Origin of the sequence: Paenibacillus thiaminolyticus (genome assembly GCF_003591545.1) — a bacterium.
GTDB classification, from domain to species: Bacteria; Bacillota; Bacilli; order Paenibacillales; family Paenibacillaceae; genus Paenibacillus_B; species Paenibacillus_B thiaminolyticus_A.
The window spans coordinates 246,881-263,204 of sequence record NZ_QYZD01000005.1 but is presented as its reverse complement, the minus strand read 5'-3'; the positions used below and the strand labels follow the sequence as shown (position 1 = coordinate 263,204).

Annotated in this window: 11 protein-coding genes; 4 read left to right on the top strand and 7 right to left on the bottom strand. The window is 52.8% G+C overall.

All coding sequences use genetic code 11. The features are described 5' to 3' along the window. Positions 1-40: 40 nt before the first annotated feature. From DQX05_RS08900 to DQX05_RS08870, 7 genes are all read right to left on the bottom strand, one after another. Positions 41-1,279, bottom strand: a complete 1,239-nt coding sequence (locus DQX05_RS08900; protein WP_119792772.1) for an MFS transporter — start codon at positions 1,277-1,279, stop codon at positions 41-43. A gap of 219 nt (positions 1,280-1,498) precedes the next feature. After that, positions 1,499-2,215 carry a response regulator transcription factor gene (locus tag DQX05_RS08895; RefSeq protein ID WP_119792771.1) on the bottom strand — a complete coding sequence of 239 codons (717 nt, stop codon included), beginning with the start codon at positions 2,213-2,215 and terminating at the stop codon, positions 1,499-1,501. Between the two features lies 1 nt (position 2,216). Further along, positions 2,217-4,817, bottom strand: coding sequence for a sensor histidine kinase (locus DQX05_RS08890; RefSeq protein WP_119792769.1), 2,601 nt, complete (start codon positions 4,815-4,817; stop codon positions 2,217-2,219). A 214-nt stretch (positions 4,818-5,031) separates the two neighbouring features. Further along, positions 5,032-6,090 (bottom strand): tyrosine-protein phosphatase, encoded by a 1,059-nt coding sequence (locus DQX05_RS08885; RefSeq protein WP_119792767.1) that lies wholly within the window; start codon positions 6,088-6,090, stop codon positions 5,032-5,034. Positions 6,091-6,356: 266 nt separating this feature from the next. After that, positions 6,357-7,481, bottom strand: coding sequence for a Gfo/Idh/MocA family protein (locus tag DQX05_RS08880; protein WP_119792765.1), 1,125 nt, complete (start codon positions 7,479-7,481; stop codon positions 6,357-6,359). A gap of 87 nt (positions 7,482-7,568) precedes the next feature. Next, a complete protein-coding gene (locus tag DQX05_RS08875) occupies positions 7,569-8,432 on the bottom strand; it encodes a sugar phosphate isomerase/epimerase family protein (RefSeq protein ID WP_119792763.1) in 864 nt (287 codons plus the stop codon). 338 nt (positions 8,433-8,770) lie between these two features. After that, positions 8,771-9,658 (bottom strand): C40 family peptidase, encoded by an 888-nt coding sequence (locus tag DQX05_RS08870; protein ID WP_119792761.1) that lies wholly within the window; start codon positions 9,656-9,658, stop codon positions 8,771-8,773. 324 nt (positions 9,659-9,982) lie between these two features. On the opposite strand from DQX05_RS08870, the gene DQX05_RS08865 reads away from it, so the two are divergent. The 4 genes from DQX05_RS08865 (at position 9,983) to DQX05_RS08850 (ending at position 16,321) form a co-directional block, all read left to right on the top strand. Then, positions 9,983-10,381 (top strand): OsmC family protein, encoded by a 399-nt coding sequence (locus DQX05_RS08865; protein WP_259391871.1) that lies wholly within the window; start codon positions 9,983-9,985, stop codon positions 10,379-10,381. Positions 10,382-10,646: 265 nt separating this feature from the next. After that, a complete protein-coding gene (locus tag DQX05_RS08860) occupies positions 10,647-11,330 on the top strand; it encodes a response regulator transcription factor (RefSeq protein ID WP_119792758.1) in 684 nt (227 codons plus the stop codon). Then, positions 11,327-12,688, top strand: coding sequence for a sensor histidine kinase (locus DQX05_RS08855; RefSeq protein ID WP_259391870.1), 1,362 nt, complete (start codon positions 11,327-11,329; stop codon positions 12,686-12,688). The genes DQX05_RS08860 and DQX05_RS08855 overlap by 4 nt, the downstream gene beginning before the upstream one ends. Before the next feature lie 540 nt (positions 12,689-13,228). Further along, on the top strand, positions 13,229-16,321 hold the full coding sequence (locus tag DQX05_RS08850; RefSeq protein ID WP_119792756.1) for an efflux RND transporter permease subunit: 3,093 nt from the start codon (positions 13,229-13,231) through the stop codon (positions 16,319-16,321). Positions 16,322-16,324: the final 3 nt, after the last annotated feature.

The following is a 16,324-nucleotide window of genomic DNA, read 5'->3' as shown; positions in this document are numbered from 1 at the left end:
TTCAAGATGAGACGGCATTCACATGAAGATTACGGCTCTCTTAATTCGAGAGAGCTTCCATATTCCGTTTTTTATCTTCCTTGATAAAGAGTACCGAAATGGTGCCGATGACGAGAAGGAAACCAGCGAAATAGAATCCGGCATTCAGCGAGCCGGTTACGTCGGTAAGGAAGCCGGTAATATAAGGCGCCAAAATCGAGCCGCACATACCGATGAAGTTGTAGAGACCGAATGCGGTGCCTAATGAATGCTTAGGTGCATTGTCTGCTACAACGGCGACAAGGACCGGGTTGGTGCTGATTTTTCCGAAAATCCCGTAACCGATCAAGGCCATATACAAAACCCACATATTATCGAAGGCCACGATGGAAATAATCGCGATAATGGACAGGGGCAGCATGACTAGCAAGACAGGACGGCGTGTACCCATTTTATCCGCAATCCAACTGAACAAGAGGGAACCGGGAATGGCGGCCCATGGCACGAGTGAAGAGACAACGGCGACTTCGGTACCTTCAATGCCGCGGGCATGCTGTAAATAATATGGGATCCATGTGACGACGACGAAGAAGGCATATATCGCACAAAAAATCGTAATGTACGCGAAAATCAGGTTTTTGCTGAATAGTTCTTTCACTTTCAGCTTTTGAGGAGCTTTTTCGTCTGTTCCTTGTCCTTTTGCTTTTGGCTTGTCTTTAATCACGATCCACATTGCGATACCGATCAGAACAACAGGAACGGCAATAATATAGAAAGGGGCTCTCCAACTCATCCCTAACGTACCGACCGTATAACTGGAAATGAAGTAGCCAAGGGAAAGCCCGAATGCCATCCCGCTATTAATAATTGCGCTGCCTACGGTAATATGTTTTTTGGGAATCGCTTCTGAGGATAGCCCGTACTGAGGTCCGTAGTAAAAGCCTTGAAAGATGCCGACAAACAGCCATGTTGTCATGAAAAGTGCAAATGTGGGCATCATCCCTGTTATGGCAGCGAAAATCCCGAATATAATAACACCGGGAACAAGCACTTTTTTCTTGCCGATTTTATCGCCTAATATGCCAGACGGCACGTTGAGTCCTGCGTAACCAATGAAGAAAATACTGCTAATTAAACCTAATTGAGAAGCCGATAAGCCAAATTCCGCTTGGATATTGTCCATAACCGGATTAAGCACGGAGCGGGTGGCGTAAATGGAAATCCAGCCTAGAAAGAAAACAATTGTAATTTTGACCCAGTACGGAACCAGGCCCTTTGGTGCGGCATCATGATTGTCCATCTTGATTTCCTCCTGAATGTAGATTTGTACTATCTCGGTGACCGTTCAATAAAACTATAAGATAAATGGCATAACAGTCGAATAAAAATGAAAGTGCTTTCATTGCATAAACATTAAAAATGATAAAGAAAAAATAAATAGGAAGAGGGGAAATGAGGTTCAGAACAAAAAAATCCCGTATCGCCACATGTGCAATACAGGAAAGTCGTAGACATTCGCTTATTCCGAAATCGGGACGCTTTTCAGCATATAACCAATGCCAGAATAAGTGACAATATATTCTTCTTTATGGTGTAGGAGATTTTTTAATTTACGGCGGATTCTTGCGATTCCAACACGTAAATATTCCACCTCATCCCGGTACTGGGCTCCCCATACCTCTGATAACAAGGTCTCATGCTGAACGACTTTATCCAGATTAAGCGCTAAGATTTCCATTACGGAGTATTCCGTGTGCGTCAGGTTAAGCTCTTCCTGTTGAATCCAGCATCTTCTGCTGCCCAAGTCGATGACAAGTTCTCCGGTGCGAATGATTGGTGTATTCACCATATAGGCTTTGGCGCCATTAAATTGGCTTCTTCTCAACACCGCGTTCACTCTGGCGAAGAGTTCATCCAATGAAAATGGCTTTGTTAAATAATCATCTGCACCAAAATTTAATCCTTGCACTTTATCTTGGGCATTGCCTCTTGCCGTTAGCATAATGACAGGGACATTAGAGAATTTGCGTATATTTTCTAGCACTTGAAATCCGTCTTGTCCCGGCATCATAATATCAAGCAAAATTAGATCAGGCGAGACGAGATCGAAATTGGCAAACAACTCTTCCCCTGAACCTACTGTGGTTACTTCATACCCGATTGATTTGAGGTTGGCAGACACAAAGCGCAGAATTTTCGGTTCATCATCAACAATGCAAATCTTTTGCTTTTTCATCTTATTCTTCCCCTTTCTTGATAGGAAAATAGAGTGTAAAGGTGCTTCCTGTCCCCGGCTCGCTGGATACTTCGATTTTCCCTCCATGGGCTTCCATAATGCCAACGCATATCGCAAGTCCTAAGCCTGTTCCCCCCGTACGTCTGGCCGCTGTGGCATCTACCTGATAAAAGTGATTGAAAATTTTGTCAAGTTGATCTTCAGCGATTCCAATCCCATTATCAGACACCGAGATTGTAATGTAATCCTGCTCTATATCTAATGAAACATCGATTTTTTTCAAGGCGGCATCGTTGTAACGAAGCGCATTTGTATATAAATTCACAAGAACCTGTTGAACACGGAGCTTGTCCGCATATAATATAAAGTCATTCCCCAGATGATTATGGAAATGGAATGCTGCATCTCGCCGAAGCGGCAGCGGAATTTGCTCCATCGATTTTGCAATCACTTGATCGGGACGGATCTTATTCATTTCCACGTACATGGTTCCGGATTCAATCTTCGAAATATCCATCCAATCGTTGACTAAACATAGAATTCTGTCAATATCTTCGTGGACCCCCTCCAGCAGCTCTTGCTGGAATTCCGGCCCCCATTCTACCTCTTGCCGGAGCAAGGTTTCGATACTTCCCTTAATATTCGTAATCGGGGTTTTGAATTCATGGGAAGTAAGCGAGATTAAATTATTTTTTAATGCGTCAATTTCCTCTTCCTTCGTGATATCACGCAGCAATAGGCCTTCACCGATCCTGTCATCATCTAACATGACCAAAAATTTATGAAGCCTGTAGTACTCTGATTTTTGCCTGTGCTGCATTTTTAGTTCTCCATTTTCATCGGTGAAGAAGGCGGACAACTCTTCTTTGTCGACATCAAATAAGGTGAGAAATCTTCCGTAAACATCATTTAGATTTTTTACCTTATACTCATCTCCGTCAGCAACGACATTAAGGAAAAATTCATTCACATACTCAACTACTTTTTGGTTGTTTACGAGCATTAAGCCCTCTGACATACTTTCCAGAACAGCTAGCCACACTGCATTCTTACTGCGGATTTGTTCAAATAAAAACTTATTTTGCAGCATGACCCCCATAGAACTGGAGAACGTATCCAGAAACTCTTGCTCGCTGGCCGAAATGGATTGCTGGGATGCCAGATCGACGACGAGAAATCCGTTATGTTTTTCTTCGAGTTGAATGATTTTAATATACTGGAGCTTTCCTGCTATATTGTTATTCAGATAGTCAAGTAAATTTTGCTTCGTATGAATCTTATCATTCGTTACAACGAGATCATGGAAGAGAACATGAATCGAATAGTTAACAAACGGTGTCATTTCTTGCAAACAGTGTTGAATAAATTGAGCTAAATCCTTATTGGAAGATACGGAAGTGATTAATTTGTTGACCGCTTTCAGTTCTGAATTTTTATGCTTTAAAATAGCGGTTCTTTCTTGAACTCTTCCTTCAAGCTCTTTATTTAGCTCCATTAATTCCTTTCTATTTTTCTCCACCTCATCAATCATATGATTGAAATAAAAGAACAACTCTTCCAGTTCTTTTGGACCTTGTATTTTCTTTGTTCGAATATGATTTACTTTAAAATCCACCGTATATTCTTTAATATAGTTAAGCAACTGCCGAATCGTTTTTTCCAACCGGTTGGTCAAGAAAAGACTTGCGCCAACCATGGTGATGGTCGTAAGAAAAAGAATGATGATGATGGTCAAAATTGAATTTCTATACATAGCCGTGAGTACATCATTTGATTTCCCTACCCATACCATCCAATCAAGAGGTTTGATTTTTTCATACGTAATATAGACATCCTCGGGCGGGTCTTCCAGACTGAAAAAACCGCTTCCTTCAGCCTGATGTTGTTCTTCAATATGCTGAACAATCTGAGATTGCGACAGGTTAACAAGTTCTTTCCTCGTATCAACATAAGGATGGACAATGACGTTTTTTTCATGATCAAGGACTACGGCATATCCTGCTTCGCTCATGCTCCAATTCTGAATATGCATTCTTAACGCATCCAGATCGAGAGCCCCAAGCACATATCCTATCATCTCTCCGGCATCGTCCATAATGGGAGACACAATGGTTACTAATAAATTATCGGTTCCGCCTCTGCCTTGAAATACCGGGGAGATGACGGTGCTTTTCTTTCTAAGCAATTCTTTATAATAAGAACGATCACTAAAATTAAGATCGTCACCTTTTGTCCCATCGGTATTGACTTTGGGATAGAATACGATGGATTGGCCATTTTGATCGCCTACATAGAAATTGACAAAGCCAGGGTAAATCGTTTTGATATGTTTGAGATGATCTTGAATACGTTGAACATCCCCAGTGGCAAAAAGCTCCTTTAAATTTACAGCCTGCGTTTGGATCGCCTTTTTATGCTCTACAATGTAGCTGCTAATATAGTCGGAAAGGTACTTCGCCGTTTGGGCCTGGCTTTTTTTATTTTCTTTAATCAATGAAATTAATTGGTAGATTTGAAAGCTTCCAAGAAGAACAGTCGAAAAAAATGTAATGATTAAAAAAGAATAAATGAGTTCCTTTTTAAAGGAGCGAGCCTTTTTCATTGTTCCCCGTCCCGTCTAAAATGGGATGTGTGGCATCATAAAGTGAAGAGCCAATGTGTTCATCTTGACTTGAATTATAAGTAATGAGGCATTACAACTGTATAAAATTGAAAGGGGTTACATTACAAAAAAATAAAAAAGTAATGGGAAAATCGGCGCTGTGTCTCCTCGTGGAAGAGAACCAGCGCCGATAGGCATTAGGCGGCCTGCAAGATTACGGCTGCGCGGTCAGCAGCTTATCCTTCAGCACGGCGATCTCGTCCGTGGACAAGCCGAGCGATTCGGTTACGAAGCGGTTGACAGCGCCGGATTCACGCTCGATCTCCGCGAAGGCGGCTTCCAAATATTCCGACCTTGCCTCCAAGACGGCGTCGAACGCTTCATTGCTGATCTTGCCTGTACCCAGCTTGGCAGCCGTCTTCGCACGCAGCACCCCGGTGTTGAGATACCGGTTCGTCAGTAAGTAGTCGGTCATGACCGTGTCCTTCGGAACCCCCAGCATCAGGAGCAGCAGCGCGGCTACCAGACCGGTCCGATCCTTGCCTGCCGTACAGTGGAACAGCAGAGGAGCGCCGTTCTCGGCCAGCAAATGATCGAAGATGCTGCGTATTCCCGCCGTCGAGTGGACGAGCGAGCGGTTCATGTCGACGAGCAGCTGCCCCGGCTCGCTTGCCGGCGGGCTGCCCCCGCCCGCCACATCCCCGGGCTGGCGCATGACGTCCTTGCCCAGCATCTCGACGAGCGGGATATGGGAACGGACGGCAGGCGCAAGCGGCGGCGAAGGCATCGCTGCCACCTCGTCGCTGTCACGCAGGTCGCAGATCTGGCGCAGATGCAGCGAATCCAGGTAGTGGAGATCGTCCGGAGTCAGATCCGACAATTCCGGAGAGCGGTACAGCTTGCCCCACTGGACATACCGTCCTTCTGCCGTCCGGTATCCGCCGAGGTCACGGAAATTGGAGACGCCGGCGAGCGGAAGCACGCGCTCGGCGGTTGTCAGCAGATATTGTCCATTTTGGCATAGATGATAGTAGCTTCTGCGCCCAGGGGCCGGGTCAGGGAATGAAATCTCCTGTCCCGGAACGATCGTCGCCGCGAAGACGGACTGCTCCGGGTCATATTCGGGGCGCGGACTGGAGTACAAGGTCAGGGGGCTCGTCCCCCATCCTCCTTCATCGGCAAGCAGGAAGCAGAGCCGGTCGTCTACTGTGGACCGGTGGATAGCGGCGGTCTCCAGCGGAGCATGGTTCATAGCGTTGAATGATGTCGGCATTGTCTAGTCATCTCTCCCGTTCCATTCGTGATGAAGCTTACTACTCCATCATATACGATATGCAGGGATCAAGCGACCGCCCGTCTCGAGATAGGGCGTCCGGCTGCATGGAGACGGACTTCTGCCGTTCGCTTCGCCTGTGTTCAACGACGAGCGTCATGATGCCGAAGCCCGCAGGACAACAAAAAAAGGAACAGGCGCTGGCTGGCAAAGCCGCTCCGCCTGTTCCTGCCGTATGCTGCGTTCTCAGACAACCGCTCTTCTCTCTACAACCGGATCGCGCTCGATATGGACGAAGCGGCGACCTCCTCTGCGGCCACTTCCCGGCCGAGTGCGCTGGACATATAGATGCCCTCGCTGATAAGCATCGTGCTCACAGCCAATTCGGCCGTCGGCAGGAGCGGAACGATACCGGCCAGCGCGGCAACCCAATGGCCCTGCGAGGAATCATACGCCCACTCGTTCGGGTTCAGCCGATGGCGGCGTCTGTCCATCGCATTCAGGTCGATCACCGTGTCGAGGTCCAGGTCGAGCGCCGTGCTGTGGTACGTGAACGGTTGAATATGATCCCCCGTGTAGGCCGGCATGCGGATGCCGCCTTCGGAGCCGACGATGCAGCTGCCTTCGAATCCGCCAAGATGGATCGCCCAGGCTTCGATAATATCGAGCGTGATGCCGCCCTCGAACTTGATCAAGCCAACGCCCAGCTCTTCCACATCGAATTGACTGATCTCTCTCCGGTCCGGCAGCATATCCATCTCCTGATAGGTCTGGCCGCTAATGCGGGTCACCGCCGGCAGACCGAGCAGAAAGAGAATCTGCGAGATGTGGTAGACTCCCATATCGTAGAGAGCGCCTCCCGAGGCGGTAGCCTTCTGCGTGAACGCCGTCGTACCGTATCCGTCGACGAACGGTCGGCCGCGACGGCGGAAGCCGGTCGAGCGCGCATGGTACAGCTTGCCGAGCTTGCCTCCGTCGATAAGGGTTTTGGCAGCCTTCGTCTCTTTGGTATACAGGGTGGACAGCTGAATATGAAGCATCTTGCCTGTGGCCCTCGCCGCCTCCAGCATCGCGGCGCCATCCCGGTAGGAGCCGGCAATCGGCTTCTCGCAATAGACATGCTTGCCTGCTTCCATGGCCGTGATCGACACTGGGGCGTGGAAGTTGTTGTGCAGGCACACATCGACCGCTTCGATGTCATCGCGCTTCAGCAGCTCGCGGAAATCCGTGTACACATGGGGGATGTGATTCGCCCCTGCGACCCGGCGCGCCTCAGCTTCATTAATATCGCAAATGGCGACGATGTCGGCGCCGCCCACTCGCTTATATTCGTTCAGGTGATGCTTCCCGATCTGGCCGGCTCCAATGATCGCGATACGTCTTGATTCCATCGAATCTGCCTCCCGGTGTTCCTGAATTCATGCGAATAGAATTGGTGTACTGCCTGTCGGCGCGGGGCTTACGTGCCTTCCCGGGCGCTATGCTTCCGGGTGGCTGCCCGGTCCGGTCTCCTGCAGAAGCGCCCGAAGCCGTGCCAGCGCTTCTTCTATGGCAGTCAGCTGATCGCGCGGCGCATTGTACTCGAGAGCCCAGTAGCCGTCGTACCCGGCCTTCATCAGATTCGACAGCCGCAGCGCGGCATTCGGGGCCTGGAGCGTCCGCCAATCGACATGCGTATGGCGCACCCAGCGCGCAACCTCGCTATCTCCCTCCCAGATGAAGGGCTCATTCTCATCCGTCATCAGCTTGGCGTTCACGATCGGCTTGTTCTTCGCCTGCCAGCGTCCCAGATGAAGCAGGATGCCGTATTGGGGGTGATTGACAGCCTCGGAGATGCGCACGAGCGCTTCTGGGTGCAGGGCGAACCCGGAATGATTCTCCGGGCCGACCCAATAACCGCCCTCAGCGGCCCGGTCCGCATACGAACGGTAGAGGCCGGCGATATATTCCAGGGCCTCGTCGCTTACCTGATCGCCGCCATGCAGCACCGGATCGATCCGGACCGACTTCGCGCCCAGAATCTCGGCCGCATGCAGATGGGCGAGCGCATTCTGATGCAGCGCCTCGCGAATCTCCGGGTCCGGATCCCAGAGATGCGCCGTATCGACAGCGATGTTGACCAGCGTCATCTCCCGTTCGTCCAGCGCCTGGCGAATGCGGCGCAGATGGTCGTCATCCGCCACCTTCCAGACTGGCCGGGATGTATCGGCAAAGAAAGCATTCCAGAAATCAATGGCGTGGAGCCCAAAGCGTTCATGCACCGTGCGGATATAAGTGAAGATATCCATTTTGCCTTCCACGCGCATCGTGTTGAATGAGAAGCCTCCAATGGATAATTTCATTGCTCTCCTCCTTCAAATGGGGTGTTCCAATCCGAGCGTAGCAGATTATGAAAAAGGGAACAATTCGGCTATACCGTCATATTGATACCGTGTACAGAACAGATTGACTATCCTGCTCGCGCTAACGCCCGATTCTGAAGGTTTGCTTCAAATCGAGGTGGATTTGTCAGTGATGGAAATCACATCCGAGCCAGCGGCGCTATCGGTTGGCCGAGTCATTCGGTGCACCGGTGCAATCGCGGAATTCGATTCAGGGAAGGGGAACAAGAAAACACCCGCCCGGACGCATCATCGCAGGGCAGGTGTTATAGAGAAGGGAACAGGGGCTCGTTATCGAATTAGAGCACCCGCTTGGCGCCGACGTAGGTGCGGCTGGACCAGGCGGAGGACAAGCTGGTTATCGTAACGCTGCCGGCGGAGCCGGAAGAAGCATTGATATATTTATTGTCACCGATGTAAATGCCGACATGCGAAATCGTCTTGCCGTTGCTGGCGAAAAAGACGAGATCGCCAGGCTGCAGGCTGCTCACCTTCGAGCCTGAGGAGCTGTACATGGCACGGGACGTGCGCGGAAGCTCAATCCCATGCTTGCGGAAGACGTAGCTCACATAGCCGGAGCAGTCGAAGCCGCTAGGCGACGTTCCGCCCCATACATAAGGAACGCCCAGATAGCTGCGGGCCGTGTTCAGGATCGCGGCGGCCTTATCCTCGGACGCTCGGGCCGAAGCGGTTTGTACCTCTCCCCGGCTCCGATTAATGCGGGGGATATCCTTCATCTGCTCCGCATCCCATGTAAAGCTCAATTGAAGCTGGTCCAACAGGAAGCGGAATGGCACGTATGTACTATCCTTATAGGACATCGGGGCGCTGCCCATGCTCACCGTATTGCCGTTCACCTCGGCCTTGGAGCTGTTGGACTTCATCCGGATCGTGTTCGTGCCATTCGACATTTCAATGGTCTGCACGCCTTTGTCATCGGCCTGCCAGTTCAATTCATAGCCCAATTGCACGGCCACGGGGCGCAGCGGAACATGCATGTTCTGCGCTTCATCTATAATGGGAATAATATCATTCGTAAATTGCAAATCTTCACCGTTGACTTGGATCGTAATCTGCTTCGGAGCTGCGGCGGCTTGAGCAGTCGCATGAGTTAATGCGCTGTCTGCCAACAGCATGCATCCGAATACGGCGCCAGCCACAAGGGCAGAGCGGATGGCGGTCTTCACGGCATCTCCTCCTTCATTGTTAAAACTGTAAATGGATTACTAGAAAATCGACAAAACTAGACTAACATAGGTTACAAAATGATTACAATAGTCTCTGGGAATCATAATTACAAAAATGTAACCTTTCCGGAGAGACGCTTTTATTTCGCTGTGCAGAGCCATTTTGGTGCAGATCAGCGCTGTAGTCGTGTTATTGGAAGCCGCTATGGAAATGAAAGGGACGTCGAATAATAGGGAATGATTACCGGACGGCATGATGAGAATCCGGAGGGAAGGCTCGACAGGATAAGTCTTGCGTCCAGGTCAGGCCGTATTGAAAAGGAGGTGTTGAATTTGCAAGTTATAGTCAAACGAATGGGGCCTCATCGCCAGGTGGGGAACGTTCGTTCCCAACATATTACGATTGTGCAGGAGGACGAGCAAGAGCTGGGCGTTAGGTCTGAAGAACTATGGTTGATGGCGCTAGCATCCGGCGTTGGCGCGGAGATGGAGCGCTATGCCGAGGAGCAGGGATGGTCGTTGTCCGCCCTGCAGGTTGAAGCGCAGGATGAACGGAATGATGAAGGCATCGTCATGGATATTAAGCTGTATGTGACGGCTGAAGGCTTGACCGCCCCGCAGCGAGGGGAGATGTTCGGCGCGGTTCGGCCGCGCTGCGGACTGCTTCGGGCCGTCCATCCGAATCTGGAGATTTATTTCGCGGACCGCTTGGTGCAAGACTGACCCATGCGGCTGGCATGGATAGGAATCGATAGGCTGCTTCCGAAAGCGGAAGCGGCCTGTTGGCGATCGTCTTATTCATGATTCAGGACAGGAAGGATAGGTTCGATGAGGAGACAGATGGCTCGCATTCATCAGGAAAATCATGGAATCCACAGGTGAGTTATATTACAATGAATTCGTTGTCATGTAGGCATCGGGCCATCCATTTAAGCAAGAGATACAGAAAAGTAAGGGAGAACGAGGGGAATGGAGTGTCGGACAGACGATGAGAACAATATTGGTCGCTGATGATGATGAGCATATCCGCGAGATGATAGGTTTGTTTTTGCGCAATGAAGGCTTCCGGGTGCTGGAGGCGGAAGACGGGGAGCAGGCGCTCCAACGGATGGAGGCGGATCCGGCCGACCTGGTCATCCTTGATATTATGATGCCCATAATGGACGGCTGGCAGCTCTGCAGCGAGCTGCGGTCGCAGTACCCGGATCTTCCGTTGTTCATGGTCACCGCCAAGGGCGAGTCCGGCCAAAAGGTAAAGGGCTTCCGTCTCGGTACCGACGATTACATAACGAAGCCGTTCGATCCGATGGAACTGGTGATGCGGGTAAAGGCGCTGCTGCGCCGCTACAAGATCGTGTACGAGCAAATTATCCGCCTTGGCGGCTTGAAGCTGGACCGGAACGGCTACAAGGTCTATGCGGATGACCAGTCCACGGGGACAGCGCTGCCGCTCAAGGAGTTCGAGCTGCTGTTCAAGCTCGCGAGCCATCCCGGACAGATTCTGACCCGGGAACAGTTGATACGCGACATTTGGGGCATCGATTATGAAGGGGAAGAACGGACCGTCGATGTCCATATTAAGCGTCTGCGTGAGCGCTTCGCCGGCCATGCGCATGAGTTCCGCATCGAGACCGCCCGCAGTCTCGGCTACCGGCTGGAGGTCTGCTCATGATGAGGACGCTGTACGTTCGGGTGGTGCTCATTTTTTTATTTGCCGTAATCGCAGGCATTATCGTCGCTTTTACCGCATCCGGCTTTTTTTTCGAGAGAGAGATGAAAGAGATTGCCTTGCAAGACCTGACCCAGCTCGGCAATGATATGGTACGGCTGTATCAGCAGGTGCCCGAAGCGGAGTTCCGCGATTATCTGGACTCATTGAAAACATTCGAATGGACGCAGGTTCATGTATTCGACATCAAGGGCGATCCAACCGTGCACCATGCCCTCGCCGGACGGCCGCCGGAGTCGATTGAGGCACAAGTGGTGAAGGATGTACTGTCCGGGAGGCCTTATCACAGTACGGAGCCGGAGAGCACCGAGCCCATCATCGGCATCTCTTTTCTGAAGGAAGGAGAGCCGTATGCTCTCTTCTTGCGAATGAAGTATCTCGACAATAACCTTATCAGTCGGCTGATTCTGTTCACCCTTGCCGTCGTGCTGGCGGCCGGGAGCCTCTGCTTCCTCGTCGCCGCCCGCTATGTCGTGCGGCCGATCAAGAAGATGACCGAGGCGACGAAGCGCATGGCGAAGGGCGATTTCAGCACGAAGCTGAGCTTCCAGGGGAAGGACGAGATTGGCGTCCTCGCCGCCAGCTTCAACCATATGGCGCAGGAGCTCGGCCAGATGGAGCAGATGCGGCAAGATTTCGTCTCCAGCGTGTCGCATGAGATTCAGTCGCCGCTTACTTCGATTTACGGCTTCTCCAAGGCGCTCCGCAATCGCGTCATCTCCGAAGCGGATCAGGATCGCTACCTGGAGATTATGATGACGGAATGCGAACGCTTGTCGCGCCTTAGCGACAATCTGCTGCAGCTGGCCTCGCTCGATTCGGAGCATCATCCGTTCGCGCCGCGCATCTATCGGCTGGATGAGCAGCTCCGTCAAGTCATCGTCGCCGCAGAGCCGCAAAGGGCCGACAAGGCGCTGCGCTTGGCGGACCGGCTCGAAGACGTCACGATCGAAGCCGATGAGGATCTGATGAGCCTCGTCTGGACGAATCTCATCGGCAATGCCATCAAGTTCACGCCGGAGAACGGCAGGATCACCGTCAGCCTTGCGCGTCAGGACGGCAAAGCCCTCGTTACCATTGCCGACACCGGGATTGGCATGGCGGAGGAGGACCGGGCGCGGGTATTCGAACGCTTCTTCAAGGCGGATAAGGCTCGCAGACGGAATGCGGGCGGCAGCGGCCTCGGCTTGGCCATCGTGAAGAAGGTCGCGAACTTGCATCAGGGGACGATCCGGCTGGACAGCGAACCCGGCCAGGGGACGACGGTGAGCGTGACGCTCCCGATTCGGCGTAATTCGTAGTTCCTCAGGGGGTGTCCCACAATTAGTATTTAAATAACTACAGTGAGACAGCCCCCCTGATTCTCAAAGCTCAATTCTCAAAGCTCGACTCGCCGAAAAACTGCAAAAGTACACTTTTCCTTTATGACATGTACTCCGTTGTAGGGAATCCTGCAAAACGGCATCAATTTCCGACTATCCAATAGATAAAAATACAAAAACCGATTGAAATAATGCACTTTCGCAGGCATTTCATCAAATGGGGGCTTAAAGAGCAGAAATTGCTGCATCCACGCAGCATTTCACTGGTTCATCCAGCTTCCAAGCTTCCACCGTTTTGCGCGCCGTCATTTTTCGCTCTGTACAGTCTCTATGCGAGCGTTTTCGTTTTTCCCGCATCCACATTCACTGTTTTACTCCTCATCTCAATCCTTTTGCAATGCCTATCAGACACTCCCTTTATTCTTTTTAGTTCATACTCCGTTCATAGTTCGTTGCTATCTTGTAGTCGTTCGTTGCGGTCGTGCAGGGAATGACAAAGGAGGGGAGGGAGAGACAACGATGAATTCGCTTATTCAATTTTCGATGAAACAGGTGGCGGCCGTCATCATCCTGTGCTGCATGCTGTTCGGGGGAGGGATCTATGCCGCGACCAGCCTCAAGGTGGACAACATGCCTGATATTTCACTGCCGCTCGTCATGGTCACCGTTCACTATCCGGCATCGCCGCAGGATGTCATGGAAGACATCACCAAGCCGCTGGAGAAAAAAATTAGCGGGATGGAGCACGTGAAAATGATTGATTCCAGTTCGAGCGATCAGATGGCGACGATCGTCGTGACGTTCGAGGAAGGAGCGGATCCGGAACGGAAAAAGGCGGACATGGAGAGCCTGTTCCAGGAGACGGAGCTGCCGTCGGAGGCGGGACGCCCCAAAGTATCAACATTCGGCGTCGCGTCCATTCCTACCTACTACCTCGCCCTTCAGGCGGGGGAAGGGATGGAGCAGACGGAGCTGGAGCATCATTTCGAGCATGTGATTCGGCCCGGATTCCAGGCGATGCCGGGCCTCGATCATATGGATGTCATCGGCGAGCGCAAGGCGGAGGTGGCGATCCGGCTGTCCCCGGAGCAGCTGCGAATGAACGGTCTCACGCCTGCGCAAGTGTCTGAGGCGGTCCAGAGCGCGATGGCTGCTGGCCCGGCGGGCACCGTGGAAGTGGACGGGAACACGCTGCTCGCCCGGATGGACAACGGCCTCCGCAGCACCTCGCAGCTGGAGGCGATTCCGCTGACGGCGCCGGACGGGAGCCAGTTGACGGTCGGCGGACTGGGAAGCGTGGCGGAGATTCGGGAATCCGCGTTCGCGGCCCGCATGGACGATCGGCCGGCCATCGGGGTATTGCTATATAAGTCCGGGGGAGCGAACGCCGTTCAATTCACCGACCAGGCCAATCGCTTAATGGAGCGGTGGACCACCGAATTGCCGGGAATTACGTTCAAGCAGGTGTACAACTACGCGGACGAAGTCAAGCAGTCCATCGGCGGGCTGCTGCGCGAAGGCATGGTCGGCGCCGTGCTGGCATCGCTTATGATCCTGGTGTTCCTTCGCAACATGCGGATGACGCTGATTGTGCTCGTGTCGATCCCGTTATCCGTCCTGATCGCGCTGCTGATGATGAAATGGCTCGATATTTCATTGAACATCATGACGCTGGGCGGCATGTTCATCGCTATCGGCCGCGTCGTCGACGACAGCATCGTCGTTATCGAAAATATATACAGCAAGCTGGAGCGGGCAGCCCGCAAGGAAGAGTCGATCATCCTGCTCGCGACGAAGGAAGTGGCGACTGCCATCACGTCGTCCACCCTGACGACGGTAGGGGTCTTCGCCCCGATTGGCCTGATCAGCGGACCGGCCGGGCAATTGTTCCGCCCGTTCGCAGTGACACTGTCCTGCGCCATCCTGGCCTCGCTTGTCGTCGCGCTGACCGTCATTCCGATGCTGGCCAAATTGCTGGTGCTCCGCAGCGCCAATGCCAAGGCCCATGTGGAGCCGGGATCGTCCACCTTCACGGAGGGGTACCGCCGCATCCTCGAATGGTCGCTGCGTCATCGATGGAAGACCTTGGCGGCATCGGCGCTGCTCTTTGTCGTGACGATGGTCGCGCTTGTGCCGCAGCTGTCCTTCACATTCATGCCGGAAGGGAATCCGCCGCGCCAGTTTTATTTTACGGTGAAGCTGCCTTACGAGACGTCGCTCAAGACGACGGATGCCGTCGTCAAGGACATGGAGGCGAAGCTCCGATCCGCATCGGACAAGGCGGGACGTCCCTTGTTCACCTTCGTCGAGGCTTTGGTCGGCTATGGAGGCGATCCGAATGCGATTCCGTATATGGCTCAGATCTATACCGAAGTGAATGAAGACGCCGATGTCGATCAGGTGAAGCTGGACTATAAAGAATCGCTTCTGTCCCTTGTTCCGGCCGGTGGCGAGATTGACACGCGAACCTTGTCGGGCGATTCGGGAGGAGGTGAAGATTTCTCCTACATGCTGAAGGGAGAGGACAGCGGCAAGCTGCGGCAGGCCGCGGCCATCGTCAAGGAAGCCGTGCTGAGCTACCCGGAGCTGACGGAGATCAAGGATTCGTTAAGCGAAGCTTCCTCCGAGGTTACGATCCGGCTGGACCCGCAGAAGGGGCTTCAGGCGGGAGCATCCCCGGCTGCCGTCCAGCATTCGCTTCGCACCTGGCTGTTCGAGCAGAAGCTGGGCGAATATCGATTCGATGAAGGCTTGCGCGCGCTGACCGTCCAGACGGGAGAGTACAGCAGGCAGGATCTTGAGGCGGTCAGCAATATCCCGATGGAGACGGGGGACGGCGGCATGATTCGCGTCGCCGACATCGCGGATGTAAGCCGGGAACTGGCTCCGGCCTCGATCAAGAGGTTGAATGAAGAGCAGGTCGTGACGGTGACGGCCAAAATTATCGGCAAAAACAAGGGGGGCATCAGCGCCGACATCGCCGCTGAACTGGATCGGATGGAGCTGCCGGAAGGCGTAAGCCGCTCCGTGGGCGGCATCAGCGAGAACATCGGGGACAGCTTCGGCCAGCTGTTCGTCGCGATGGGCGCTGCCATCGGCGTCGTCTATCTCATTATGGTCTTGACGTTCGGCAATGCCAGCGCGCCGTTCTCGATTCTGTTCTCGCTCCCGTTCGCCGCAATCGGCGGTGTGTTCGGCTTGTTCGTGACGAACGAATCGCTGAACATTACCTCGCTGATCGGGTTCATGATGCTGATCGGCATTGTCGTCACCAATGCCATTGTCTTTATCGACAAGGCGCAGCAGCTGCGCAAGGCGGGCTTCGCGGTGCGGGAGGCGCTGGTGGAGGCTGGCGTGTCGCGCCTGCGGCCGATCATCATGACGGCCGGAGCTACCATCGTGGCGCTGCTGCCGCTCGCTTTTGGCTTCGGGCATGGCACGCTGATCTCGCGAGGGCTCGCCGTCGTCGTTATCGGCGGACTGACCGTATCCACGCTGCTGACCCTCTTGGTCGTGCCCGTCATGTACGACCTGATCGGACGCGGGAAGCGCCGACAAGTTAATGCCCTGCCGGCCGCCGCGCCGGAGCAGGCCGAAGGAAAGGGGATGTAACGA

Excerpts from the sequence above, each read along its gene's own strand:
- DQX05_RS08880 (WP_119792765.1), bottom strand. The coding sequence starts at position 7,481 with ATGGAATCAAGACGTATCGCGATCATTGGAGCCGGCCAGATCGGGAAG.
- DQX05_RS08850 (WP_119792756.1), top strand. The coding sequence starts at position 13,229 with ATGAATTCGCTTATTCAATTTTCGATGAAACAGGTGGCGGCCGTCATC.
- DQX05_RS08855 (WP_259391870.1), top strand. The coding sequence starts at position 11,327 with ATGATGAGGACGCTGTACGTTCGGGTGGTGCTCATTTTTTTATTTGCC.
- DQX05_RS08885 (WP_119792767.1), bottom strand. The coding sequence starts at position 6,090 with ATGCCGACATCATTCAACGCTATGAACCATGCTCCGCTGGAGACCGCC.
- DQX05_RS08860 (WP_119792758.1), top strand. The coding sequence starts at position 10,647 with ATGAGAACAATATTGGTCGCTGATGATGATGAGCATATCCGCGAGATG.
- DQX05_RS08900 (WP_119792772.1), bottom strand. The coding sequence starts at position 1,279 with ATGGACAATCATGATGCCGCACCAAAGGGCCTGGTTCCGTACTGGGTC.
- DQX05_RS08875 (WP_119792763.1), bottom strand. The coding sequence starts at position 8,432 with ATGAAATTATCCATTGGAGGCTTCTCATTCAACACGATGCGCGTGGAA.
- DQX05_RS08890 (WP_119792769.1), bottom strand. The coding sequence starts at position 4,817 with ATGAAAAAGGCTCGCTCCTTTAAAAAGGAACTCATTTATTCTTTTTTA.
- DQX05_RS08895 (WP_119792771.1), bottom strand. The coding sequence starts at position 2,215 with ATGAAAAAGCAAAAGATTTGCATTGTTGATGATGAACCGAAAATTCTG.